Genomic DNA, 25506 nt, shown 5'->3' with positions numbered 1-25506 from the left:
AGGATTTCAAAGAATCCGATCGTATCCGTGATGAACTTGCGGCCATGGGCGTAGTGCTGAAAGATGGCAAGGACACTGACGGTAGGCCCGTGACCACCTGGGAGATCGCGCGATAATGGGACAGGCGCTGCCCAAACCAGCTCTGCGGCCGTTCCTGGCCGAGGATGCGCCTGTGCTGGCGGCGATCTTCGCGGCCAGTGTCGAGGCGTTGACCGGCGACGATTACAGCGAAGCGCAGCAGCAGGCCTGGGCCAGCGCCGTCGATGACGAGGAAGAATTCGGCAAGCGCCTCGCGTCTGAACTCACGCTGGTCGCGACGCAGGGGAATTCGCAGGTGGGGTTTGCCGCGCTGAAGGGCGGCGATCATATCGACATGCTCTATGTTCACCCCAGCGCGGTCGGGCAGGGCGTGGCTGCGATGTTGTGCGATGCGCTGGAAAAACTCGCCGGCGGCCGCGGCGCCAAGAGCCTCACGGTCGATGCCAGCGACAATGCGCACGAGTTCTTTCTAAAGCGCGGCTATGTCGGCAAGCAGCGCAACACCATCACCGTCAACGGCGAATGGCTGGCCAACACCACGATGCAGAAAACGCTGGCCGGTAATGCCGCGCCGGGAGTTCCGACATGACGCGCGAACGGCTTTATCTGTTCGATACCACGCTGCGCGACGGCGCGCAGACCAACGGCGTCGATTTCACGCTGCATGACAAGCAGTTGATCGCGCAGATGCTCGACGAACTCGGCATCGATTATGTCGAGGGCGGCTATCCCGGCGCCAATCCCACCGATACCGCGTTTTTTTCGCAGAAGCCGAAACTCAGCCACGCCCGGTTTACCGCGTTCGGCATGACCCGGCGCCCCGGCCGCTCCGCCTCCAACGATCCGGGTCTGGCGGCGCTGCTGGAAGCCGAGGCCGAGGCGATCTGCTTTGTCGCAAAATCATCAGCCTATCAGGTCCGCGTCGCGCTGGAGACCACCAACGAGGAAAACCTGGCCTCGATCCGCGACAGCGTGAAGGCTGCGGCATCGGCGGGTCGCGAAGTCATGCTCGACTGCGAGCATTTTTTCGACGGCTACAAGGAGAATCCGGAATTCGCGCTGGCCTGCGCCAGGGCGGCCTACGATTCCGGCGCGCGCTGGGTGGTGTTGTGCGACACCAATGGCGGCACCATGCCGCATGAGATCGAGACCATCGTCACCGAGGTGACAAAACATATTCCTGGCGATCACGTCGGCATCCACGCCCATAACGACACCGAACAGGCCGTGGCCAATTCGCTGGCCGCGGTACGCGCGGGCGCCCGTCAGATCCAGGGCACCCTGAACGGTCTCGGTGAGCGCTGCGGCAACGCCAATCTGTGTTCGCTGATCCCGACCTTGCGGCTCAAGCCTGAGTTTTCCGATCGCTTCGAGATCGGCGTCTCGCCGGACAAGATGACGACCCTGATGAAGGTGTCGCGGACGCTGGACGACATGCTCAATCGGGCCCCGGATCGCCACGCGCCCTATGTCGGCGAAAGCGCGTTCGTGACCAAGACCGGCATTCACGCCTCAGCCGTGCTCAAGGATCCGCAGACCTACGAACATGTGGCGCCCGAGGCGGTCGGCAATCATCGCAAAGTGCTGGTCTCCGATCAGGCCGGCCGTTCGAATGTGATCGCCGAGCTCGATCGGGCCGGCATTGCCTATGACAGGAATGACCCGAAGCTGGTCCGTCTGGTCGAGGAGTTGAAAGAGCGCGAAGCCGCGGGCTATGCCTATGAGTCCGCCAACGCGTCGTTCGACCTGTTGGCGCGGCGCACGCTCGGGCGGGTGCCGGAATATTTTCGGGTCGAGCAATTCGATGTCAATGTCGAGCAACGCTATAACGCCAATGGCCAGCGCATCACGGTGGCGATGGCGGTGGTGAAGGTCGATGTCGATGGCGAAAAACTGATCTCGGCGGCGGAAGGCAATGGCCCCGTCAACGCGCTCGACGTGGCGCTGCGCAAGGATCTCGGCAAATACCAGAAATATATCGAAGGCCTGAAGCTAATCGACTATCGCGTGCGTATCCTCAATGGCGGCACCGAAGCGGTGACGCGGGTGCTGATCGAAAGTGCCGATGAGGAAGGCGAGCGCTGGACCACGATCGGGGTATCGCCCAATATCATCGACGCTTCATTCCAGGCGCTGATGGATTCGGTGGTCTACAAACTGGTGAAATCCGGCGCGCCGGCGTGAGAGCGCAGCATACCATATGTCATTCCGGGATAGTCCGAAGGACTAGACCCGGAATCTCGAGATTCCGGGTTCGCCGCTTCGCGTCGCCCCGGAATGACGTTTCATAGGGAGCCATCCATGATCGATCACATCTCAGTCGGCGTCAGTGATCTCAACCGTGCCGCGGGCTTTTACGAAGCGACGCTGGCGCCGCTGGGCCTGGTGCGGCTGGTCACGCGTCCGGCGACGGTCGGTTTCGGCAAGGCCTATCCCGAGTTCTGGATCAATTTGCGGGCCGATATGGCGCGGGCCGAGCCGGACAGCGGCGCCCACATCTGTCTGCGGGCGAAATCGAGCGGCGAGGTCGACGCGTTCCATGCGGCGGCGCTGAATGCCGGAGGCAGCTCCGATGGCGCGCCGGGCCTGCGCCCGCATGACCGCGTGCGTTATTACGCCGCCTTCGTCAGGGATCCCGACGGCAACAGGATCGAGGCGGTGACGTTTCCGAAAGACGACGCGAACGGTGCGGCGCCGTAGAAGCTATAGGCCGCGCGCGATCTCGGGGGCCATCGGCTCTTGCGAGGCGACGTTCGCTGCGGCTTGCAGCCGCGGCAGGATATCCTCGACCCGTTCGGCTTTCAGAATCTCGACCGCCAGCGTGGGGCGAATAAATTGCGTCGCGCGCATGTGCGTGAGCAGCGCCAGCAAGGGTTCCCAGAAACCCGCGATGTTCGCGATCAGGATCGGCTTGGCGTGGCGGCCAAGCTGCTGCCAGGTCAGTTGCTCCACCAGTTCCTCCAGCGTGCCGATCCCGCCGGGCAGCGCCACGAAGGCATCGGAATGCTCGAACATCAGCCGCTTGCGTTCATGCATGTCGGGCGTGACGATCATCTCCTGAACCCGCTTGAGGGCGTTTTCGCGGGTGGTGAGAAAGTCGGGGATGATGCCGGTCACGGTGCCGCCGTGATCGAGGACCGAGGTGGCCACGGCGCCCATCAGCCCGATCGAGCCGCCGCCATAGACGAGGCGGATGCCGTTTTCGGCGAGCGATTTTCCCAGTGCGATGGCGGCTTCGACAAAACGGGGGTCGGTGCCGGGGCCGGAGCCGCAATAGACGCAGACGGTTTTGATCTTGCTCATGATTTCCATGTGGCACTGCAGCGTAAAGCCGTCAAGCCATCCGATTCGCTGTCGCAGCCGAATCTATCCGCAAATCCCGCCAAATCGCCAAAGAATTGCTGCCGTTAAGGGTGCACGGAGCATTCAAACGCTCTATATGACCGGGCAGAATGCAAATGAACAGAAAACACCCGCGATCGCAAACCGGCGCGCCGGTTTGTTCCAGGCTCTGATTGATGGCTCATACTGATTCGTCCGGGGGTACCGGGGAAGCGCTGCCTCCCTCCGACAAGCCCATCGAGCAGGCGACCCTGGTCGGGACGCTGGTGCACCTGTGGCCCTATATCTGGCCCGGCGATCGCGTCGATCTCAAGATGCGCGTGGTCTGGTCGATCGTGCTGCTGCTGGTCGCCAAGCTGGCGACGCTGTCGGTGCCGTTCACCTTCAAATGGGCGATCGATGCGCTGACCGGCGCCGATACCGCTCCGGTGCAATCGTCAAACTGGACGCTGTGGCTGATTGCCTCGCCGCTGATCATGACCGCAAGCTACGGCGCCTTGCGGGTGCTGATGGCGATCCTGACCCAATGGCGCGACGGAATTTTCGCGCGCGTGGCGATGCACGCGGTGCGCAAGCTCGCTTATCTCACCTTCGTTCACATGCATGAACTGTCGTTGCGTTTTCATCTCGAGCGCAAGACCGGCGGACTGACGCGGGTATTGGAGCGCGGCCGCTCCGGCATCGAAGTCATCGTGCGGATGGTGATCCTGCAACTGGTGCCGACCATCGTCGAGGTGTCGCTGCTGATGGGCGTGCTGCTGTGGCAGTTCGACTGGCGCTATGTGGTCGCGACCCTGATCACGGTCGTGGTCTTCATGTATTATACCTATATCGCGACCGAATGGCGGATCGAGATTCGCCGCAGGATGAACGAATCCGACACCGACGCCAACACCAAGGCGATCGACTCGCTGCTGAATTACGAGACCGTCAAATATTTCAGCGCCGAGGAGCGCGAGGCCACCCGCTACGACCGTTCGATGGAAGGCTACGAGCGCGCCAGCGTGAAAACCTATACCTCGCTCGCGGTGCTCAACACCGGGCAGGCGATCATCTTCACCGCCGGTCTTACCGCGACCATGGTGATGTGTGCGATCGGTGTGCGCAGCGGGAAAAACACGGTGGGCGATTTCGTCATGGTCAACGCCATGATGATCCAGCTCTACCAGCCGCTGAACTTCATGGGCATGGTCTATCGCGAGATCAAGCAGGCGGTCATCGACATCGAGAAGATGTTCGCCGTGCTGTCGCGTAACCCCGAAATCAAGGATATCCCCAACGCCAAGCCGCTGGTCGTGACGTCAGGCCATATTCGCTTCGACAACGTGCAATTCTCGTATGATCCCGAGCGTCCGATCCTGAAGGGTCTCAGTTTCGAGGTGCCTGCCGGTCGCACGGTCGCGATTGTCGGGCCGTCCGGCGCCGGCAAATCGACCATTTCGCGCCTGCTGTTTCGGCTCTATGACGTCTCCAGCGGCAAGATCCTGATCGACGGCCAGGATATCCGAAACGTCACCCAATCGTCGTTGCGGGCATCGATCGGCATGGTTCCGCAGGATACCGTGCTGTTCAACGACACCATCCGCTACAACATTCGCTACGGCCGCTGGGACGCCAGCGATGCCGAGGTGGAGGAGGCGGCACAGCTGGCTCAAATCGATGGCTTCATTCGGATGTCGCCCAAGGGCTATGAAACCCAGGTCGGCGAACGCGGCCTGAAATTATCCGGCGGCGAAAAGCAGCGCGTCGCGATCGCGCGGACCGTGCTCAAGGCACCGCCGATCCTGGTGCTCGATGAGGCGACCTCGGCGCTCGACAGTCATACCGAGCACGAAATTCAGGAATCACTGGAACGGGTGTCGCGCAACCGCACCTCGCTGGTGATCGCGCATCGGCTGTCCACGATCGTCGGCGCCGACGAAATCATCGTGCTCGACCAGGGCCGCATCGCCGAGCGCGGAACGCATGCCCAGCTTTTGGCAAGCGGCGGACTTTATGCCAGTATGTGGAACAGGCAGCGCGAGGCTCAGGAGGCGCGGGAGAGGTTGGCGCGGATTGCCGACGAGAACGACGCGCCGAACCGGGTGCCGCCGCCAGTTGACGACGTGCTGGTAACGCCGGCCGCTGCCGAATGATAATGAGCGGCTCCGTTTAAGCCGAGCGAGGGATAGTCCCCTCTCCCCTTGTGGGAGAGGGTGGCTCGACGCAGTCGAGCCGGGAGAGGGGTATGGCACTCAGTCACGCCAAAGCTCTTCGTGCCAACATGACAGAGGCAGAGCGACGCCTTTGGTATTTGCTTCGCGCCCATCGCTTCCAGGGCATGAAATTCAAGCGACAGGCGATGATCGGAAGATACATCGTAGATTTTGTGTCCTTTCGACGACATCTCATTGTCGAAGTGGATGGTGGCCAACATGCCGATAGCGAAACTGACGACAGGCGCACACATTGGCTCGAAGGTCAGGGCTTTCGCGTTCTAAGGTTCTGGAATAATGAGGTGCTAAACAATACCGGCGGCGTTCTTGACGCGATAATGGCCGCAAGCACAAACCCCTCTCCCGACACGCCGCTTCGCGGCGCGCCACCCTCCCCCACAAGGGGGGAGGGGAAAGATGACAGTGAGTCTTGATGTCGATCGCCAATTCCATTCGCGCGCAAATTCCGCCTATTCATCCCGAGGGCTATCCGTTTATCGGCGGCTTTGCACTGGTGAGCCTGGTGCTGTTCTGGCTGTGGACGCCGCTCGGCTGGATCGGCACCTTGCTGACGGTCTGGTGCGCGCTGTTCTTTCGCGATCCGGTGCGGGTGACGCCGGTGCGCGAGGGCATTGTTGTGGCGCCGGCCGACGGGCGCATCTCGATGATCACACAGGTGCTGCCGCCGGCTGAACTCGGTCTCGGCGACAAGCCGCTGCCGCGGATCTCGATCTTCATGAGCGTGTTCAATTGCCACGTGAACCGCAGTCCGGTGGCCGGACGGATCGACCGCATCGCGTACCGTCCGGGCACCTTTATCAACGCCGAACTCGACAAGGCCAGCGAGGACAATGAACGCAATTCGCTGGTGATCTCGACTCCCAATGGCCGCATCGGCGTGATCCAGATCGCGGGATTGGTGGCGCGACGGATTGTGTCCTTTGTTCGCGAAGGGCAGTCGATCGGCGCCGGCGAGCGGTTCGGGCTGATCCGCTTCGGATCGCGTCTCGACGTCTATCTGCCCGAAGGCACGCGCGCGGTGGTGTCGGAAGGTCAGACCGCGGTGGCCGGGGAGACCATTCTGGCCGATTTCAGGCTGGGCGACGGCGGCCGAACCTACCGCGCCGATTAACCATCCGAGTGGTCGAACCCGGCGGCGGCGCACCGCAATGGCGGAATGCGCCGGCGCTTGCTATATATGGTCTGGCCATGCAGATGCCTGTCGATCCCAAATACCCTGAAATGCGCCGCCGCCGGTTTCGTCCGATTCCGATCCGGATGCTGGTGCCCAATTTCATCACCCTGCTGGCGATCTGTGCGGGTCTGACGGCGATCCGCCTGTCGACGGAAGGGCGGATGGAACTGGCGGTGGGAGCGATCGTGTTCGCTGCCATACTCGATGGCCTCGACGGCCGGGTCGCACGCATGATCAAGGGCCAGTCGAAATTCGGGGCGGAACTCGACAGCCTCGCCGATTTCGTCAATTTCGGTGTCGCGCCCGGACTGATCCTGTATTTCTGGCAGCTGCATGAGCTGAACAATGGCGGCTGGATCGCCGCGATGGTTTTCGCGATCAGCGGCGGCCTGCGGCTCGCCCGTTTCAACGCGACCATGGACGACCCCAACAAGCCGGCGTTCGCGGCGAATTACTTCACCGGCGTCCCGGCGCCCATGGGCGCGTTATTGGTGCTGCTGCCGATCTACCTCGCGTTCCTAGGCCTGCCGCGACCGCCGGCGGTGCTGACCGCGTTCTATACGCTGCTGATCGGGTTCCTGATGGTTTCGCGGCTGCCGGTGTTTTCCGGCAAGACGGTGCGCATGCGGGTGCCGCCGGAAATGGTGCTGCCGGTTTTCGTCTCCGTTGTGTTCTTCATCGCGCTTCTGATCGGCTATCCCTGGTACATTCTTTCCGCCTGCACCGTGCTGTATCTGCTCAGTCTGCCCGCCGGATGGAAATCCTACCGCGACCATGAGCGCAAAGCCGCCGCGCAAGCGGTGACGCCGGCCGGTGTCGCTCCGTCAAATCCGGCGTCCCCGTTCGTTCCGACGGTCTCCGAACAGGTAGAGGACGACCGGCCGACCCGGCTGAACTGAGCGGTTGGCTTGAGCGATCGACGAGGTCATTGCCAGATATCTGCCATGAGTGACAGCCGAGTTGGGTTCGATCCCGATCTCGGCTATATGGCTGGCCGTACGGCCCTTCAGAAAACGGCCGGCCCCTGAATTCTGGAGAAAACGCCGTGACGAATTCGACGAAAGCGCCGCTGCCCGCTTCGCTTCTTGAAGCGCTCGGGCGCTATGACACGCCGACGATCTGCAACGCGATGGAAGTCGTCGCCCCGGAACGGCGTCTGATCGGCTACACCACCAAGCCGCTGGTGTGCCCGTTTCCCGCCCTGCCGCCGATGGTGGGTTATGCGCGGACCGTGACGATCCGATCGGTGCTCAAGTCCGGCCTGCCGGCCGACGAGCAGGCCCGGCGCCGCATCGCTTATTACGAATATATGGGCACTGGTTTCGGGCCGCGCATCACCGTGATCCAGGATATCGACGGCGCCGATGTCGGCTATGGCGCGTTTTGGGGCGAGGTCCAGAGCAATGTGCACAAGGCGCTCGGCTGCCTCGGTGTGATCACGGATGGCTCCATTCGAGACATCCCGCAATGGGCGCCGGGCTTCCAGGCGCTGGCGGGTTCCATCGGACCCTCTCACGCCTGGGTTCATGCCGAAAGCTTCGGCGGCGAAGTTCGCGTCGCCGGCATGACCGTGCGATCGGATGATCTCATTCACGCCGACAGCCACGGCGCGATTGTGATTCCGGGCGATATTGCCCCGAAGCTGCCGGACGCCGCCGAACTCTGCGGCCGCCGCGAGACACCCATTCTGGAGATCGCCCGCAGCCCGGATTTCACGCTTGAGAAGCTGAAAGCGGCGCTGAAGCGGTCGGCCGAAATTCACTGACGGCTTTGGTTGCGCAAAACCGGTACCAGCCCTCGGATCAAATCCGAGGGCTTTTTTGCGTTAGCGCGACAGGGCAATATCCTGGCCGGAACTGGTCTTGCCCTCAAAGCGATTGGGCCCCGCGGGGGCCAATTGCGCCAGGGTTTGCGCGGTGTGGTCGCGTATGGTCAGGCCGGTCTCGGAATAGGTCCACTTCCGGCTGGTGAAAAAATTGAACGGGCAGCCTCCGGCGGGCGCGATGCTGCCTTCGGTTGCGTTCGGGGCGGCGCCGAACGTCATGGCACAGGAGCTTGTCCCCGTGGACGACAGCGTCCATCGGCCCGCCAGGTTGAGGGGCGGGGCTGCCGCGGCAGAGCTGGCAGGGGCCGCGCTAGCTGGCGGGCTGCTCGAGGTACTGCCGTCCAATGAAAAGCGGTCGCTGCCGCCGCTGCAGGCCGCAAGCAGCGCGGTGCAGACCAGGAGCGGAAGGGTGGCGATGCGAGATGCCATGAAATGCGGGTACGGACCTGAAGGGGGCGATCATTCTGCTTACCAGAATGTTGCCACCGTGTCAGGGCGCTACCTGTGGGGGTCTTTACAAGGCGATTAACGCGGACTGAAACCCCCGGGAGCAATTGCTACAACGCAGCGGCCGCGGCCTTATTGACGGAAAGGTCAAGCCAGCCTTCGCTCCGGCAGGCCAGATCTTCGTCATTCATCTCGCCGATCGCGCTCGCCACTTCGGCCTTCGCGGCTTCGGCCAATCCGACGATCGGCAGACGGGTGTTCGGGTGCATGAGGCCGAGCAGGCACAACGCATATTTCAGGGCCGCCGGGCTCTCTTTGGCGAGCGCGGTCGCCAGCGGCGCAAGCCGGCTTTGCACAAATCTCGCCGACGGCAATCGTCCTTCCCTGCAACTCGAAAACATAGTTCGACACGCCTGCGGCGCGATATTCGACACCATCGAGATGCAGCCATCCCCACCAAGGGCCAGAAAGGCCAGCGCGGTGGCATCGTCTCCGGACAACAGGCGAAAGCCGCTTGGCAATCGCGCCCGCAGGCGCAGCGGACGCGCGATATCGCCGCTCCCATCCCGCAATCCGATGAATTGACGCGACTCCGCCAGCCGCGCGAGGGTGTCGTCGGACAGTTCGCGGATCGTTCGGGAGGGAATGTCATGCAGGATGATGGGAAGATCGGTCGAGTCGGCGATCGCCTGAAAATGCCTCAAAATGCCGGACTGCATCGGCTTGTTGTAATAAGGCACGACCGAGAGCACGGCGTCGGCGCCCGCGGCTACGGCGCGCCGAGTCAACTCGATGGCCTGGCTGGTTGAATTCGATCCCGCTCCGGCAATGATTCGAGCGCGGCCACGCGCGGTCCCGACGGCGGCGCGAACAATGGCGCCGTGCTCGGCCGGCGTCAGCGTTGAGGCCTCGCCGGCTGTTTCGCCGACCACGATCGCGGAGACGCCGGCTGCGATCTGACGTTCGCAAAGTTTGGTAAACGAGGTTAAATCGATCTCGCCGTTTTCATCGAACGGGGTGGGAAGATCTGGGATGTAGCCGGTGAGCCAACGCATGTCCCCAATATCTTCCCGGCCGGATATGAATTCGAGGGCAGACGGACGGCGATCGCATAGGAGCCCCATAAGATCAGCCGTCCGCGGCCGCTCGAAAGTTGCGCCGGAACCGGTTTGTTTAGATTCCTGGATTAATCCAGAAAAACTTGCAAAATCGATGGCCGCAAGCTATAAGCACTTGCTTCTTCACGTTCCGAGAAGGAGCCATCATCTTGACTGATCTTCGCGACTGGCTGAGCGAACAACATCCCGGCCTTCGAACCTTCAAATCCTTCCGAGACAAGGCCCTGGAATTGTGTGCGACGGACGCCGAGCACAGGGCGCTCTATCGTCTGCTGGCCAATCTTGCCGGACATTATATCACGGCGTTCGACGAAGAGCCTCTGCCGACCGATGTCGCAAAGCACGCCTATGACGTATTCCTCGATCTGGTCGAGGAGGGCGATCGTTCGATCGGCGCACCGGTCGAGCAGCAGCTTGCCGCGCTGAACAGGATTGCCGCCGCCGAGCTTTTCTGATCGCGTGATAAATCGCATCGGATCGAACGACGTCTTTGCCGTTCGATCCGAATGTCGGTCAAAAACCTTTTCAAAAACCTTTGGACGAACGGATCGGCGCCGTCATCGCCTCGGGACGGAACAGGCGTTCAATCTGCTCGGGTGTGAGCAGTTTCTCTTCCAGGACAATGTCGGCAACGCGGCGTTTTTGCGCGAGCGCCTGCTTGGCGACGCGTGAACAGACCTCGTATCCGAGCGCGGGCACCAGTGCGGTCACGAGGCCAATACTGTCCTCGACCAGCGCGCGGCAGCGTTCCTCATCGGCCTCGATGCCGACGACGCATTTACGCGTCAGTGTATTGATCGCAGCCGTGAGAACGCGCAGCGAAGACATCACGCAATAGCCGATGGTCGGCTCGAATGCGTTGAGCTGCAGCTGCCCGCCTTCCGCGCACATCGTGATCGTCAGATCGTGTCCGATCACGAGATACGCGACCTGATTGACGACTTCGGGTATCACGGGATTGATCTTGCCCGGCATGATCGAGGAGCCGGCCTGAACCGTCGGCAGGCGAATCTCGCCAAAGCCGGCGCGCGGACCGCTGGAGAGCAATCGCAGATCGTTGCAGATTTTCGAAAGTTTCACGGCGACGCGTTTCAGCACGCCCGAAAACAGCACGAAGGCCCCCATGTCGGAGGTCGCCTCGATCAGGTTGCCGGCGGGTACCATCGACTCATGGGAGAGGTGGGCGAGCTCTTCAATCGCCAGCGCGGCATAGCGCGGATCCGCATTGATCCCGGTCCCGATCGCGGTGGCGCCAAGATTGACCTCACGGAAGAAAGCCGCCGCCTCCTTGAGGCGCGAAATATCTTCCTTGATGGTGGCGAAGAAACCGTCGAATTCCTGCCCCAGCGTCATCGGCACCGCGTCCTGCAACTGGGTACGCCCGATCTTGAGGATGTTGCCGAATTCGACGGCCTTGTACTTGAACGCCAGCGCCAGTTCGTCGAGCGCCGCGATCAGCGGACCGGACGCGAAAATAATCGCGAGCCGCAGCGCGGTGGGATAGGCGTCGTTGGTCGATTGCGCCATGTTGACGTCGTCGTTGGGGTGAAGCGCGCTGTAATCGCCCTTCTTCTTGCCCATCAACTCCAGGGCGACATTGGTGATGACCTCGTTGGTGTTCATGTTGGTCGACGTGCCCGCGCCGCCCTGCACGGCGTCGACCACGAACTGATTGTGATAGCGGCCATCTTTCGCGATCAGGTCGCAGGCGCGGTCGATGGCTTCGGCTTTCGCGGCCGGCAAGTGGCCGAGACGCTGGTTGGCGCGGGCCGCGGCCTGCTTGACCAGCACGAGCGCACGCACGAAATCCGGAAAATGACCGACAGACACGCCGGTGATGGGAAAGTTCTCGACCGCCCGCAGCGTATGAATGCCCCAATAGGCACTCTCCGGCACATCGGCATTGCCGAGCAGATCATGCTCGCTCCGCGTGGCAACCTTGGAAAGCTCGATGGACCGTGTGGTGGCGACTTCCACGGTCTGAGGCGCCGCAACTGCGGGTGTGCCGTCGTCTGTCATCGGATATCCTTCTTGGTGAATTCAGCGTTTGCGGGCTTGTAACGCTGAACGTCCTCCGTGGCGAGTCGACCAGGCAACGGGATCTGCCAGAAAATCCTCGATCTGCCGACGGTCCGCGGGGTCGAATTGTCCGACATCTGCCCGCAGCACGTCATTCCATGTTGCCAGCGGATGCAGCGAAAGACCAGTCTGAGCCAGACGATCGCGCGCGCCGGGAAAGGCCGAGTGGTAAAAAATCGTCAGAACGTCGGTTACCACCGCACCTGCCTGCCGCAGTCCATTGGCAAAGGAGACCTTGCTGGTCGCGTCGGTTGTGAGGTCGTCGACCAAAAGCACGCGCAGCCCTTCGACGGATCCGCCCTCGACCTGGGCGTTATGACCGATGCCGAGGGGGCGTTTGCGCACGTAGCGCAGCGGCACGTCGAGCGCATCCGCCAGCCAGGCGGCGAAGGGGATGCCGGCCGTCTCAGCCCCGGCAAGGGCGTCGAAGCTGTCGGGCTCGATCATGCCGCATACGGCCGCCGCGGCCAATCGAACCGCTTCCTTTCGAAACTGGGGTTCGCCGATCAAGAGCCGGCAATCCACGTAAACCGGGCTGGCCCAGCCTGCGGCAAGAACATAGGGGCGCTCGCGGCTGATCTGGATAGCACCTGCCTTGATCAGCAGCCGTGCCGTCGCCGCGCCGATGTCATCTACCGTCATGGCTTGATCTCGCCGATCGACCAGGGAAGTGTCTCGTCGCCGCGGAATATCACGACTTCATCATTCTCGACCGCGACCGCCGCCGGCATGGCGCCAGCACGGCGGTGCAGGTCGACGGTTCCTGAATTGGGCGTCAATCCATAGAACCCCGCGCCATTCAACGATGCGAACGCTTCCAGCCGGTCGAGCGCGCCTTCTTCGTCGAAAACCTGGGTATAGGTCTGCAGCGCCGTGGCGCCGACAAATACGCCGGCACATCCGCAACTCGCCTCCTTGGTCCGCGCGGTGTGGGGCGCGGTATCGGTTCCAATGAAGAAACAGGCATCGCCTGATGTCACGGCGCGGCGCAGGGCCAGCCGGTGACGCTCGCGCTTGGCGACCGGGAGACAATACAGATGCGGGCGAAGACCACCCTGGAATAGCGAGGTCCTGTTGATCATGAGGTGATGCGGCGTAATGGTGCCGGCCACCCGCGGCGCATGCGCCCGCACGATATCGGCGGTCTCTTGCGTCGTGACGTGTTCGATGACGACCTTCAATCCCTGATAATGGCCGAGGAATGGAAGCAGGACTTGCTCCATGAAGACGGCCTCACGGTCAAAGATATCGACCGCGGGATCGGTGGCCTCGCCGTGAATCAGGATCGGCATGCCGATGCGCTCCATCCGCTCCAGCACCGGGCGAAGCGCCCCGAGATCGCGGACGCCGTGGTGGGAATTGGTGGTGGCGCCGGCGGGATAAAGCTTGGCGGCAATCCAGACCCCTTCGGCGTGGCCCTTCTCGATCTCGTCCGCGGAGGTCTGGTCGGTCAAATAGCAGGTCATCACGGGGCGAAAATCGCTTCCGGCGGGGCGAGCAGCGAGAATGCGTTCCCGATACGCCGCGGCGGCGGCCACGGTGGTGACCGGCGGCACCAGATTCGGCATTATAATTCCGCGAGCGAATTGTGCGGCCGTGAAGGGCAGCACGGCGCGCAGCATCGCGCCGTCGCGCAGATGGATATGCCAGTCATCCGGGCGCCGGATGGTGATGGAACCAGCGGGTCCGGATTTCGGCTTGGCGGCGGCGTCGAACAGATGATCAAGGGTCATAGGGCAGCCTCTGCAAGGACCTTGCGCATGACGGCAACGCCCGACATGAAGTCTTCGATCTTCATATCTTCGTGCGGATTATGCGAGCCGTTTTCGTTGCGGATGAATATCATGGCGCTCGGAATCCCGGCATTGGCAAATACCGCCGCGTCATGTCCGGCCCCGCTGGGAATTGGCTCGTCCGGCAGGCCGAGGTCGCGGGCGGCGGCGCGCAGTTTGTCGATCCAGGTGGGATCCATGGTCGCCGGCGCGGACTGCAACCGGCGGTCCAGCTTGAATTCCACGCCGCGTTCATCGCCGATACTGGCACATTCCGATACGAAAAGGTCGTAGAACGCCTCGAGCGTTTCCTGGTTCTGGCTGCGGGCCTCAAAGCTGAATTTGACGTTGCCGGGAATGCGCGCGATGGCGTGCTCCGAGCTGTCCGTGCCCATAATGCCAGACGTAATGACGAGATCGCGGCCGCGCTCGAGCAGGGTGCGCCAGTGACGGTCGAGATGGGTGATCAGTTCGGCTGTCGCGAATACGGCATCGCGGCGCAGCCAGCGCGGCACCGCGCCGGAGTGTCCGGCCTCGCCGATGCACTCCACCGTTCGGTGTCGGATGTTGCCGCGAATGCCGGTGACGATCCCGATCGGCAATTCGCGCGCGACCAGAACGGGTCCCTGTTCGATATGCAATTCGACCCAGGCGGCGACGGTCTTGCTGTCCAGCAACGGCTTTCCGCGCGCGATGCGCTCGACATCCGCGCCGACGTCGCGCATGCACTCCTTTAGCGGTCGACCGGTTACGGCATGCGGTGACGCCAGATCGTCCGGGGTCAGACGGCCGAACAGTGCGCTGGATCCCATATAGGCCTTGCCGAACCAGGCACTTTCCTCACCCCGCAACCCGAACAATTTCAGGGTTCGTCGCGGCACGAAACCGCCGCGCTTCAATCCCGCCAGGACAGTCAGGCCGGCGACGACGCCGGCGCCGCCATCGTAATTGCCGCCTTGCGGAACGGAATCGAGGTGCGATCCGCAGGCCAGAAAAGGCAGATCGGGCTGCGTGCCTTGCAGGGTCACCACGAGATTGCCGCCGGCGTCGCGTTCGCTGGTCAGGCCGCTTTCCTGGGCCGCGTTGTCGATCATATCGAGCGCCAGGGACTCACCCGCGCCATAACTCTCCCGCGTGATGCCGACGCCATCGCTGGTGGCGGCGCGCAGGGCTGCGAACAGCTGCTCGCAAAACGCCTTATCGCGCCTGACGTCCATCGCGGGTATCACGGCGTCCATCACCATCATGTCGGCGGCGCCAGCCAGGAGAGTTCCGGCTCGTCGGATTCTTCGTTCACAACGGCGCCGATGAGATCGGCGACCCGAACGATGTCGCGGCGCTCGCAGAATTTCACCAGGCCATCGATAATCGTGGTCATCGTCGCCGGCTGAACGAATGTGGCGGTGCCGACCTGCACCGCGGTGGCGCCAGCCAGCATGTATTCGACGGCGTCTTCGGTGGTCGAAATGCCGCCGCAACCGATCACCGGAATCTTCACCGCCCGGGCGCATTGATAGACTTGCCGCAGCACGATCGGCTTGATGGCGGGTCCGGACAGGCCGCCCATGATGTTGCCCAGGCAGGGCTTGAAGGTCTCGAGGTCGATGGCCATCGCCAGGATGGTGTTGGCGACCACCAGCGCGTCGGCGCCGGCGAGTTCGGCCGCGCGCGCGACTTCCGGGAGGTCGCCGGTGTTCGGCGTCAATTTCACCCAGAGCGGTAACGACGTTGCCGCCCGCAGATGACGCACCACCGATTCCGTCGAGGCGGCCCGCATCGCGAAAGCCTTGCCGTCTTCCTCGATATTGGGGCACGAGATATTGGCCTCGATCGCGGCAACGCCGGCGCGCGTCAGCTCAGACGCCAGACTGGCAAAATCCTCCGCCGTCGGAGCCGATATGCTGACCACCAGCGGCGGCTTGTACCTGGCATAATAGGGCAGGGTTTGCTCGAGAAAATACGGCACGCCTTTCGAAGGAATTCCGATCGAGTTGATCAGCCCGCCGGCCCGTTCGACGACGCGTGGAAGCGGATTGCCGGCGCGCAGTTCGCGCGTGACGGTCTTGGTCACGAAGGCGCCCAGACGGTTGAAGTCCATCACTCTGTCGAGGCCTTCGGCGAAGGTTCCGGAAGCCGGCATGACAGGATTGGCGAGCGTGAGACCGCCGACGCGGACGGAAAGATCGATCATGGCAGCGCTTCCATCATGTCGAATACCGGTCCGTCCCAGCAGACCCTTCGGTGCACAATCTCTCCACCGACATTGAAATCCCTCACACAACAGAAGCACAGGCCGATACCGCAGGCCATTTGCTGTTCCATCGCGACCTGACCGGGAATATTGAACTCGCGGGCAAGCCGCTGTTGCACGCGAAGCAGCCGGCTTGAACCGCAGGTATAGAATGCTTCGCAGCGGCCCCCCGCAATCAATCCGCGCAGCAGGCGCTCGATATTCGACGGCCCGCTGGTACTCTCGGAATCGGTAACGGCAATGACTTCAGCGCCGTGACCTTTGAACAAATCGACGGATACCATCAGTTCGGGGCGCCGCGCGCTGAAGATGGCCGTCACTTTGGTGCCGTTGGCTTTGGCCGCCTGTGCCAGCGGCGCAAGTGTCGCCAGGCCCGCGCCACGTCCGATCGCGACGATGTGGCGCAGCTTTGGATCAAGCGTGAAGCCTGTCCCGAGAGGGCCCATGATGTCGATGGTGTCGCCGGCTCGAAGCGTCGCGAGACCACGCGTTCCCGCACCTGCAACTTTGTAGAGAAACTCGACTTCGCGGCGGGCGGGGTTTACGCCGTAGAGACTCATCGGCCGCCGCAGGAATGGTCGATCTCCGTCGGTGTGCGGGCAGAGCAATTGAAAGAATTGACCCGGCACGGCGCTGGCGGAGACCGGACCGCATCGCACCACGAGATGGCGATACTCCAAATTGACGCTGTCGTTCGACAGCACCACGGCGTCTTCCCCCACGACGCTCGGAGACCAAGGTGTCTTGGTCTCCGCGCCCCGGTTTGGAAAGCTTGAATCAGTCGTGACGGGTGAAATTGGACCCTGACCTTGCATGATGGCCTCGTGGTGGGAATAGCGGCTAACGCAGTCAGGTCAGCTCGGCGCCGCGTCGGTCCGGGATCAGCAGCAGGAATGCCAGCATGTCGACGATGTACAGCAATGCCAGCAATGCGATCGCGGTATCGAAGCCGTAGGCGGCCGCCACCGCGCTCACCACGATCGGACCGAGGCCGCCGATCGCGCGTCCGACATTGAACAGCACGTTCTGAGCCGTGGCGCGCGCGGTGGTCGGATAAAGTTCGCTCATCAATGCGCCGTAGCCGCCGAGCATTCCGTTGACGAACAGGCCCATGATGGCGCCGCCGATCAGCAATGCCGTCGGGTCGGTGAGCTTTGAATAGACCACGACCATGATCGCTGCCCCGAGCATATAGGTGATGAAAGCGGGCCGCCGGCCGAGGCGGTCGGCGACATGACCGAATACGAAAATGCCCACCGCCATGCCGGCGATCGTCACGGCGGTCCAGGTCGCCGATTGGGCCAGGCCAAAGCCGAACCGCGACGACAGATAGTTGGGCAGCCAGATCATGACACCGTAGTAGCCAAAGTTCTGCACGGAGCAGAGAATGATCATGCCGATGCTGATCTTGGTGGTTTCGACGTCCTTGACCAGCAGGTTGATCGGCAGGCTGGTGGCCGGAGGTCCGGCCGTGCGCTCGACGAACACGTCGGGCTCGTGGAGATTGTGGCGAATGAAATAGGCGGCGATCGCGGGAAGAATTCCGATCGCGAACATGCCGCGCCAGCCGATGACCGGAAGCAGGATCGGCGTCACGATGGCGGCTGCGAGCACGCCAAGCTGCCATCCCAATCCGACATAGGATGACACCCGCGCCCGCTTTGACGCCGGCCACACTTCGGCGACCAGGGCCATGCCGATGCCAAATTCGCCGCCGAGCCCGATGCCGGCGATGGTGCGGTAGATCAAAAGATCCCAGTAGCCCTGGGCGAGGGCGCACATGCCGGTGAAGACCGCGAACAGCACGATGGTCCAGGTCAGTACACGGACGCGGCCGATGCGGTCCGACAACATGCCAAAGACGATACCGCCGATGACGGCGCCGATCAGGGTGGCCGTGACAAGGGATGCGCCTTGCGCCGGACCAAATCCGAGATCCGAAGAAATAACGCGCAGCATGAATCCGAGGATCAGGAGATCGAACCCGTCCATCGCATAACCCAACGCGGATCCCAACAGCGCCTTGCGGGCTTCGTGTTCCTTGGCGGGCGTAAAATTGCTTTCCAGGATGGCGCTATCGGCGGTGCCCTCAAAATGGCTCATGATGATCCCCTGTCCCAACGATGATGTCTCAAACCGTACGAAGCAGTGTCGAGCGAAGCGATCGCAAACCCGAAGGCCGGAGTTCACACCCGTGTCGTATAAAAATCAAGATTATTCCATAAACATAGACTGACTAGATTCTGGGCCGATGGGATCGGCATAAGGTGCGGTAGCGTCATTCGATCGGGCTTTCGCCTGATTTCCTGCCGAAGACAGCCCTTAATGATATGGAATTCCACCGGTTTTCGCGATCGCGGAGTTCCGCTTCCAGTCCCGGCTTGACCGGCGATAGAGGATGGCCGGGATGGAGAGTCCGGCCTTGGCAGGTTTCGCCGAACCGATCAGCCTGCCTAGATCTGAGGCTCCTTGAGGCACTTGCGGAGCAACGCGGCACCGCTGGTCCCCTTGGCCGCACGGTTCCACATCTGCTCCGCGAGCTTCTGATAGAGATCGACGGCCTCCTGTGCCGCGGTCACGCTGGCCACTCCCAGCCGCACATTCGGCAATTCTCCGAGGCGAAACGGGCTCACGGCAACCAGCACCGTGCCGTTGCGCGATCGGCATATTTCAAAGGTCTGATTGGGAAGTGTATCGTCAACGATACCGATCTGAATTCCGACCGGCTCGTTCTCCATGATGACCGCGATCCGTTCGACCTCCCGGCGCGCCGCCAGCCGCCGCCGTTCGCGCTCGGCCTTGGGGAGATCGTAGGTCCCGATCAGACCGGTTCGCAGCAGGCGCCTGACCTGGGTGGCGCCAATGATGCCGGCAAAGCTCGGACCGCCGCGCGCGATGGTGGTTCGGCGCTCAGACAAGATCGATATCAAACTTTCGATCTCGGCCTGCGCCTTCTTCCGGTTCGGAAGCTGTTCGGGCAGGCCTTCCATCAGCATATCGCGCAGCAGCTTCGGGTATTCATCGGACGTGAGCAAAAAGGTCACGGGCTCGTAGTAGACCAGGACGCGTTCGGACGCCGCCTCGATCTGGCGCAGGCGCTCGAAATAGGCAATGGCGCTGGAGAAATATTCGGTCCCGACGCCGAGGATGGAGGGCAGGGAGGTGTCGAGAAGCTCCGCGATGCGCTCCAGTGTCTCCAGCTTGACCGGACCTTCGCCCTTTTCATAATTGTACAGGGCTGCGCGCGATATCTCGAGAAGCTCAGCAACCTGCTCGGGCGACATGCCCGATCCGACGCGATGAGCGCGCAGACGCTGCCCGACCTGAACGTAATCGATTGCCATATCAGATTATTATCGGACTTCTTTTTCAAATAAAAGCTCGGCTAGCTGGCGCCCAATCATTCATCGCGAGGAAGCAAGCCAGCCGAACCACAGCGACTGCGTTCGGCGCGCATCGGTCGAACGCTGTCGTGAAGGCCTGCTGCCGGCGTTTTTTCTGAAGCGACGCGATGGAGCGCGAGAGTCCGCGGCCGGGGGCAAAGCCGAAGACGTCAAACGTTAATCGCCGCGCGACGAACCTGTTTCTCCCGATCCCGAAAAATCAGACGCCATCAAGCAGAAGCCCAGCAAACACAGTCGGATGACCGGTGGTCTAGCCATTTATTAACCACTTGTTATGCCTACCAAATTCGGTAACGCGTCTTTAATGGCGAGGGACTTAGGGTGGCCGTTGCGCGGATCAGAACGAGCCGCGTCACCGTCCAGGACGGCCGGTGGTTCGCGTTGGAGTCTCCCATGGATATTATGACGTTGATTGGTCTGTTGTGCGGCATTGCCGTCATCACCGTCATCATGCTGCTGGGTGGCAGTATGGAGATGTTCTGGAGTGAACACGCGGTCATCATCATCTTCGGCGGATCGATCGCCGCTACCATGATCCGCTTTCCGCTCAGCGCCATTATGCATGGCTTGCCGCTGGGAGCGAAGTTTGCCTTTACGATGAGCCGGCTGTCGGCGCGCGATCTGGTTGACGAACTCGCCCGCATCGCGGAAATCGCCCGCAAGCAGGGACCGGTCGGCCTCGAAAAAGTCGAAACCGACGAGCCGTTCCTCGCCAAGGGCATTCGCTACGTCGCCGACGGCTATGATCTCGAATTCATCCGCGACAATCTCGAGCGCGACCGCGACAACTTCCTGATGCATCTCGACGAAGGCGGCAAGATCTACCGTGCTATCGGCGACTGCGCGCCGGCGTTCGGCATGGTCGGCACGCTGATCGGCATGGTGCAGATGTTCGCCAACATGACCGATCCGTCCAAGCTCGGTCCGTTCATGGCCACCGCATTGCTGGCAACGCTGTACGGCGCGCTGGTCTCCAACCTGTTCTGCCTGCCGCTCGCCGACAAGCTGCACGTCAAGCTGCTCGACGAGGAGACCAATCGCACCCTGATCATCGACGGCATCCTGATGATCCGGGACTCCAAGAGTCCGACATTGGTGCGCGAAATGTTGCTGGCGTATTTGCCTGAAAAACATCGCCACGAGGAAAGCGAACCGGTCCCGGCGTAAAGCGTCCGACCTCGGTTTCGGAAAACCAACCATGGCCAAGAAAAAACGCGGCGACGCACATGGCGGAGGACACGGCTGGTTCGTGACCTTTGCCGACCTCATGGGCCTGATGATGAGCTTCTTCGTGATGCTCGTCGCGTTTTCCACCATGGACAACAACAAGCTCAAAATCGTCGCCGGTTCGATGCGCGATGCTTTCGGCGTGCAAACCGAGGCGCGCTATTCCGGAATCATCGAGTCCGACGGCCTGCCGACACGGCCGAAGCTGAAGAACACCGCGCATATTCCGCCGGAGGAAGCCTCCAATACGCCGACCCCGAACGAGCAGGATCACATGCGCGTTTCCGGCGCCCACCTGAAGGTCGATCGCGAATTCGCGCTGGCCTCGGCCTCGCTGCGGCAGGCGTTGCAGGACATGCCGGAGCTCACCGAGATTTCCAAGCACATCATGTTTGAGGAAACCAAGGAGGGCCTTAATCTCGAAATCGTCGACCAGGACGGCCGATCGATGTTCGCCGATGGTTCGAAGGTGCCGTATGAGCGCACCCGCCGGCTGATCGAGAAACTCGCGGGGCCTCTCAAAGCGACGCCACTGCGCATATCCATCGTCGGTCATACCGCCGCCGGCTTCGTGCCATCGCAAAGCGATTACGGCGCATTCGATCTGTCGGCGGACCGGGCGAACGCGGTGCGCCAGATCCTCGAAAGGGAAGGGCTACCGCCCGCGCACATCTTCGGGATCTCGGGAAAAGCCGACACCCAGCCGCTGTTTCCCGACGATCCTTCGCTGTCGGCGAACCGCCGCGTGACCATTACGCTGATGCGCGAAGATCCGCCGCTGCCGCCGGATATGAAGCCATAATTCCGTCATGCTACTATAGTACCTTTCGTGGCGAGGATCGCCTCGTGGAAGGTTCGGCACTGCCGGAATTGCCCTGTTGATGGGCTGGGTGCGCGATTCTACTCGTCATTGGCTATTCGCATTGCTGTCGGCCGCGCGGCCGAAATCGGGCCTGGCTTGCAATTAACATTTTTGCATGGCATGGGCTCAAAATCAGGCTAGGCTATGCTTCAAGCGCAGGACTATAAGCCGCCTCGCTTTGCCATCGTGCAGTGAAGCATCTTGAGGCTCCCACTTCCATGACCAGTGATGTTGTAGCTCCCGCCCCGGAAACGACGGCGGCCAGTGGGCATGGCGCGGCCCATTCCACGGCGGGCTTCAAAGCCCTGCTGATCGGCAGCATCGGCGTCGTCTATGGCGACATCGGTACCAGTCCGCTTTACGCGCTGCGTGAGGCCGTGGTGGCGGCCGGCGGTGCTTCGGGCGTCGTCGATACCGGGGCGGTACTCGGCGTTGTTTCCCTGATCCTGTGGGCGCTCATTAGGAACGCTGGCGCTGATGGCGCTCGCGCAACGCGCGGTCAGCAAGGGCGCCGGCGCCATCGTCCTGCTCGGGATCGTCAGCGGCGCGCTGTTTTATGGTGACGCGGTGATTACGCCGGCGCTGTCGGTGCTGTCGGCGATCGAAGGCATCAAGCTCGTCACCTCGGCCTTCGATCCGTATGTGGTGCCGCTGACGGTGCTCATTCTGCTGGTGCTGTTCGCGGCTCAGTCGCGCGGCACCGCGCACGTCGCGGCCTTCTTCGGGCCGGTGATGTGTATCTGGTTCGGTATCATCGCGATCGGCGCGATTACCCCGATCATGCAGCATCCCGAAATTTTCATGGCGCTCAATCCGCTGTACGCCGTCTCGTTCATGCTCCATCACGGCATCATCGGGTTCGTGACGCTCGGCGCGGTATTTCTCGCGGTCACCGGCGCCGAGGCGCTGTATGCCGACCTCGGCCATTTCGGCAAGCGGCCGATCCAGACCGCGTGGCTTTTCATCGTGCTGCCGTCGCTGGCGCTGAACTATCTCGGGCAGGGCGCGCTGGTCATCGGCGATCCCAAGGCGATCGAAAACCCCTTCTTCCTGATGTTTCCGGACTGGGCCCTGTTGCCGATGGTCTGTCTCGCCACGGTCGCGACTGTGATCGCGAGCCAGGCCGTGATCACCGGCGCCTATTCCCTGACCCGTCAGGCCATTCAACTCGGATTGTTGCCGAGGTTCGAGATCCGCCATACCTCGGAATCCCATTCCGGCCAGATCTATATTCCGCGCATCAACATGCTGCTGCTGGTCTGTGTGACGCTGCTGGTGCTGATGTTCCGCTCCTCGAGCGCGCTGGCGTCGGCCTACGGTATTTCCGTGACCGGGACCATGGTGGTGACGGGGATGATGGGTTTTGTCGTGATCTGGCGCGTCTGGAAGTGGTCGCCGTTCGCGGCCGCGGCGCTGATCGCGCCATTCCTGTTTCTCGACCTGACCTTTCTCGCCGCGAACCTGTTGAAAGTGCTGGAGGGCGGTTGGGTGCCGCTGGCGCTCGGCGCCGTCGTGATGCTGCTGATGTACACCTGGCGGCGTGGCAGCCGGCTATTGTTCGAAAAGTCGCGCAAGCTGGAGTTTCCGCTGGCCGATCTGGTGGCGATGCTGGAAAAGCGGCCGCCGCAGCGTGTTTCCGGCACCGCCGTATTCCTGACCAGCGATCCGATCAGCGCGCCGACCGCGCTGATGCACAGCCTGAAGCACTACAAGGTGCTGCATGAGAAGAATGTCATCCTCACCATCGAAACCGCGCCGACGCCGCGGATCGATCCGGTGGAGCGGGTGCGGCTGGAGGAAATCAGCAAGACCTTCACCAAGGTGACGCTGCGGTTTGGCTTCATGGAATCGCCCAACGTGCCGAAGGCGCTGGCGATCGCCCGCAAGCTCGGCTGGCAGTTCGACATCATGTCGACGTCGTTCTTCCTGTCGCGGCGCGCGCTGAAGCCGGCGGCGCATTCCGGAATGCCGCGCTGGCAGGATCATCTCTTTATCGCGCTCAGCCGTACCGCCAATGATGCGACCGACTATTTCCAGATTCCGAGCGGACGGGTGGTCGAGGTGGGAACGCAGGTCACCGTCTAGCTCCCTGAGCTGGTTGCGACTAGAATACACACCGTGCGCACGACACCAGTGACGGTCGTAGGGAGGGTTTGAGTGGCGGATCATCAGGTTCACGATTTGACGCCGGACGAGGTATCGAAGGGCATGGCCGAAGGACGCTATCTTCTGGTCGACGTCCGCGAGCCGAACGAAGTTGCCGTGGATGCCTATCCCGGCGCGGTCGTGGTTTCGCTCTCGAGCTTCGATCCGCAGGCTATCCCCGATCCGAAGGGCAAGGAGGTGGTGTTCGCCTGCCGGTCCGGGAAACGGTCGGTGACGGCCTCGCTGGCGGCTCAGGCCGCGGGCCTGGCCTACGACAAGCACCTGGCGGGCGGAATGCTGGCCTGGAAGGCCGCGGGATTGCCGACCAGGACCGGCGGCTGACCTCTCCCATGACTTCCATGAACAAGGTTTTTGCGGATCTGCCCGTCACCATCTTCGAGGCGATGTCGCAGCTCGCGCGCGACAACGACGCGATCAATCTCGGCCAGGGTTTTCCTGATGATCCCGGGCCGCAGGATATTCGCCGCGCCGCCTCCGACGCCGTCATGGACGGCTATAATCAATACCCCTCGATGATGGGCATTCCGGAATTGCGCCAGGCGATCGCGGCCCATTACGGGCGCTGGCATGGCCTGGCACTCGATCCGATGACCGAGGTGATGGTGACGTCGGGCGGCACGGAGGCGCTGACGTCGGCGATCCTGGCGGTGGTCGAGCCCGGCGACGAGGTGGTCGTGTTCCAGCCGGTGTACGATTCGTATCTGCCGATCATCCGCCAGGCCGGGGGCATACCGCGTCTGGTGCGGCTCGAACCGCCGCATTGGCGGTTGACGGAGGAGGCGTTGCGAGGGGTTTTCAACCACAGGACCAAGGCCGTCCTTTTCAACAATCCGCTCAATCCCGCCGCCGTGGTCTATCCGCGCGAGGACCTGGAATTGCTGGCGCGGTTTTGCCAGGAGTTCGATACCATCGCGATCTGCGACGAGGTCTGGGAGCATGTGATCTTTGACGGCCGCGAGCATATTCCGCTGATCACCATCCCGGGGATGCGCGACCGCACCATCAAGGTGGGTTCCGCGGGCAAGATCTTTTCCCTGACCGGCTGGAAGATCGGTTTTGTCTGCGCGGCACCGCCGCTGCTGCGCGTCGCCGCGAAAGTTCACCAGTTTCTCACCTTCACCACGGCGCCCAATTTGCAGGTGGCGGTCGCCTACGGGCTCGGCAAACCGGACGACTATTTTCTCGACATGCGCAAGGAACTGGCGCGCAGCCGCGATCGCCTCACGCAGGGGCTGCAGCGCATCGGCTTTCCGGTGCTGCCATCGCAAGGCACCTATTTCCTGACCGTCGACCTTTCGCCGCTCGGTCTGAACGAGACCGACGAGGCGTTCTGCCGGCGGATCGTGACCGACTACAAGGTCGCGGCGATCCCGGTATCGGCTTTCTATGAAAAGGATGCGGTGACGTCGGTGGTGCGGTTCTGTTTTGCCAAGAAGGATGCAACCCTCGACACCGCGCTGGAGCGTCTGTCGGACGCGGTGCACCGCCGCTAGAGCATGATGAAATTAGATCGATCTGCCAAAGCAACAGCAGGTGCGCTCCCTCTCCCCTTGTGGGAGAGGGTTGGGGTGAGGGGTTCAGGTC

24 protein-coding genes and 1 pseudogene are annotated in these 25506 nt (G+C 62.2%); 14 read left to right on the top strand and 11 right to left on the bottom strand.

The features are described from left to right. Positions 1-115: 115 nt before the first annotated feature. The 3 genes from ABR948_RS13875 (at position 116) to ABR948_RS13865 (ending at position 2739) form a co-directional block, all read left to right on the top strand. Complete coding sequence (locus tag ABR948_RS13875) at positions 116-628, top strand: GNAT family N-acetyltransferase (protein ID WP_428118605.1); 513 nt, start codon at positions 116-118, stop codon at positions 626-628. Further along, on the top strand, positions 625-2223 hold the full coding sequence (cimA, locus tag ABR948_RS13870; protein ID WP_428118603.1) for a citramalate synthase: 1599 nt from the start codon (positions 625-627) through the stop codon (positions 2221-2223). Before ABR948_RS13875 ends, cimA begins: the two co-directional genes overlap by 4 nt. 117 nt (positions 2224-2340) lie before the next feature. Continuing rightward, positions 2341-2739: a VOC family protein gene (locus ABR948_RS13865; protein ID WP_428118600.1), complete on the top strand. Its 399-nt coding sequence runs from the start codon at positions 2341-2343 to the stop codon at positions 2737-2739. Between the two features lie 3 nt (positions 2740-2742). On the opposite strand, the gene ABR948_RS13860 is transcribed toward ABR948_RS13865, so the two are convergent. Beyond that, positions 2743-3342 (bottom strand): LOG family protein, encoded by a 600-nt coding sequence (locus ABR948_RS13860; protein ID WP_428118597.1) that lies wholly within the window; start codon positions 3340-3342, stop codon positions 2743-2745. Between the two features lie 215 nt (positions 3343-3557). Here ABR948_RS13860 and ABR948_RS13855 point away from each other — a divergent pair, with 215 nt between their 5' ends. From ABR948_RS13855 to ABR948_RS13835, 5 genes are all read left to right on the top strand, one after another. Then, complete coding sequence (locus ABR948_RS13855; protein ID WP_428118595.1) at positions 3558-5516, top strand: ABCB family ABC transporter ATP-binding protein/permease; 1959 nt, start codon at positions 3558-3560, stop codon at positions 5514-5516. Between the two features lie 92 nt (positions 5517-5608). Continuing rightward, on the top strand, positions 5609-6010 hold the full coding sequence (locus ABR948_RS13850) for an endonuclease domain-containing protein (protein WP_428118592.1): 402 nt from the start codon (positions 5609-5611) through the stop codon (positions 6008-6010). Beyond that, a complete protein-coding gene (locus tag ABR948_RS13845) occupies positions 6010-6708 on the top strand; it encodes a phosphatidylserine decarboxylase (protein ID WP_428118589.1) in 699 nt (232 codons plus the stop codon). The genes ABR948_RS13850 and ABR948_RS13845 overlap by 1 nt, the downstream gene beginning before the upstream one ends. 83 nt (positions 6709-6791) lie before the next feature. Beyond that, positions 6792-7670: a CDP-diacylglycerol--serine O-phosphatidyltransferase gene (gene pssA / locus ABR948_RS13840; RefSeq protein WP_428118586.1), complete on the top strand. Its 879-nt coding sequence runs from the start codon at positions 6792-6794 to the stop codon at positions 7668-7670. Between the two features lie 146 nt (positions 7671-7816). After that, positions 7817-8536: an RraA family protein gene (locus ABR948_RS13835; RefSeq protein ID WP_428118583.1), complete on the top strand. Its 720-nt coding sequence runs from the start codon at positions 7817-7819 to the stop codon at positions 8534-8536. A gap of 60 nt (positions 8537-8596) precedes the next feature. Here ABR948_RS13835 and ABR948_RS13830 read toward each other — a convergent pair whose 3' ends face one another. Beyond that, entirely contained in the window at positions 8597-9025 is a 429-nt protein-coding gene (locus ABR948_RS13830) for an AprI/Inh family metalloprotease inhibitor (RefSeq protein ID WP_428118580.1), read from the bottom strand. Between the two features lie 128 nt (positions 9026-9153). Beyond that, positions 9154-10098, bottom strand: coding sequence for a 4-hydroxy-tetrahydrodipicolinate synthase (dapA, locus tag ABR948_RS13825; protein ID WP_428118577.1), 945 nt, complete (start codon positions 10096-10098; stop codon positions 9154-9156). Positions 10099-10310: 212 nt separating this feature from the next. On the opposite strand from dapA, the gene ABR948_RS13820 reads away from it, so the two are divergent. Continuing rightward, a complete protein-coding gene (locus ABR948_RS13820; protein ID WP_428118574.1) occupies positions 10311-10616 on the top strand; it encodes a hypothetical protein in 306 nt (101 codons plus the stop codon). Positions 10617-10686: 70 nt separating this feature from the next. Here the strand turns inward: ABR948_RS13820 and ABR948_RS13815 are convergent, their stop codons facing one another. The 8 genes from ABR948_RS13815 to ABR948_RS13780 form a co-directional block, all read right to left on the bottom strand. Then, positions 10687-12180, bottom strand: coding sequence for an aspartate ammonia-lyase (locus ABR948_RS13815; protein WP_428118571.1), 1494 nt, complete (start codon positions 12178-12180; stop codon positions 10687-10689). 21 nt (positions 12181-12201) lie between these two features. Next, entirely contained in the window at positions 12202-12882 is a 681-nt protein-coding gene (locus ABR948_RS13810; protein ID WP_428118569.1) for an orotate phosphoribosyltransferase, read from the bottom strand. Then, positions 12879-13973, bottom strand: a complete 1095-nt coding sequence (gene pyrC / locus ABR948_RS13805) for a dihydroorotase (RefSeq protein ID WP_428118566.1) — start codon at positions 13971-13973, stop codon at positions 12879-12881. The genes ABR948_RS13810 and pyrC overlap by 4 nt, the downstream gene beginning before the upstream one ends. Next, positions 13970-15259 (bottom strand): Zn-dependent hydrolase, encoded by a 1290-nt coding sequence (locus ABR948_RS13800; RefSeq protein WP_428118563.1) that lies wholly within the window; start codon positions 15257-15259, stop codon positions 13970-13972. The genes pyrC and ABR948_RS13800 overlap by 4 nt, the downstream gene beginning before the upstream one ends. Next, entirely contained in the window at positions 15256-16203 is a 948-nt protein-coding gene (locus tag ABR948_RS13795; protein ID WP_428118561.1) for a dihydroorotate dehydrogenase, read from the bottom strand. The genes ABR948_RS13800 and ABR948_RS13795 overlap by 4 nt, the downstream gene beginning before the upstream one ends. Then, the gene (locus ABR948_RS13790; protein WP_428118558.1) at positions 16200-16970 is read right to left on the bottom strand and encodes a dihydroorotate dehydrogenase electron transfer subunit; all 771 of its coding nucleotides are present in this window, start codon (positions 16968-16970) and stop codon (positions 16200-16202) included. The genes ABR948_RS13795 and ABR948_RS13790 overlap by 4 nt, the downstream gene beginning before the upstream one ends. 142 nt (positions 16971-17112) lie before the next feature. Next, on the bottom strand, positions 17113-18453 hold the full coding sequence (locus ABR948_RS13785; RefSeq protein ID WP_428118555.1) for an MFS transporter: 1341 nt from the start codon (positions 18451-18453) through the stop codon (positions 17113-17115). 263 nt (positions 18454-18716) lie between these two features. After that, positions 18717-19607, bottom strand: coding sequence for a helix-turn-helix domain-containing protein (locus tag ABR948_RS13780; protein WP_428118552.1), 891 nt, complete (start codon positions 19605-19607; stop codon positions 18717-18719). A 453-nt stretch (positions 19608-20060) separates the two neighbouring features. On the opposite strand from ABR948_RS13780, the gene ABR948_RS13775 reads away from it, so the two are divergent. From ABR948_RS13775 to ABR948_RS13755, 5 genes and pseudogenes are all read left to right on the top strand, one after another. Further along, on the top strand, positions 20061-20834 hold the full coding sequence (locus ABR948_RS13775) for a motility protein A (protein WP_428118550.1): 774 nt from the start codon (positions 20061-20063) through the stop codon (positions 20832-20834). A gap of 31 nt (positions 20835-20865) precedes the next feature. After that, a complete protein-coding gene (locus ABR948_RS13770) occupies positions 20866-21696 on the top strand; it encodes an OmpA/MotB family protein (protein WP_428118547.1) in 831 nt (276 codons plus the stop codon). A 278-nt stretch (positions 21697-21974) separates the two neighbouring features. Beyond that, positions 21975-23841: pseudogene (locus ABR948_RS13765) on the top strand (potassium transporter Kup). Between the two features lie 72 nt (positions 23842-23913). Continuing rightward, complete coding sequence (locus ABR948_RS13760; protein WP_428118544.1) at positions 23914-24243, top strand: rhodanese-like domain-containing protein; 330 nt, start codon at positions 23914-23916, stop codon at positions 24241-24243. An 8-nt stretch (positions 24244-24251) separates the two neighbouring features. Continuing rightward, positions 24252-25415 carry an aminotransferase gene (locus tag ABR948_RS13755; protein WP_428118542.1) on the top strand — a complete coding sequence of 388 codons (1164 nt, stop codon included), beginning with the start codon at positions 24252-24254 and terminating at the stop codon, positions 25413-25415. Positions 25416-25506 lie beyond the last annotated feature (91 nt).

The sequence above is a fragment of the Bradyrhizobium sp. genome (genome assembly GCF_050014615.1).
Taxonomy (GTDB): Bacteria; Pseudomonadota; Alphaproteobacteria; order Rhizobiales; family Xanthobacteraceae; genus Bradyrhizobium.
Note: the sequence above shows the minus strand (reverse complement) of the source record. Positions and strands in the feature narration are given on the sequence as shown.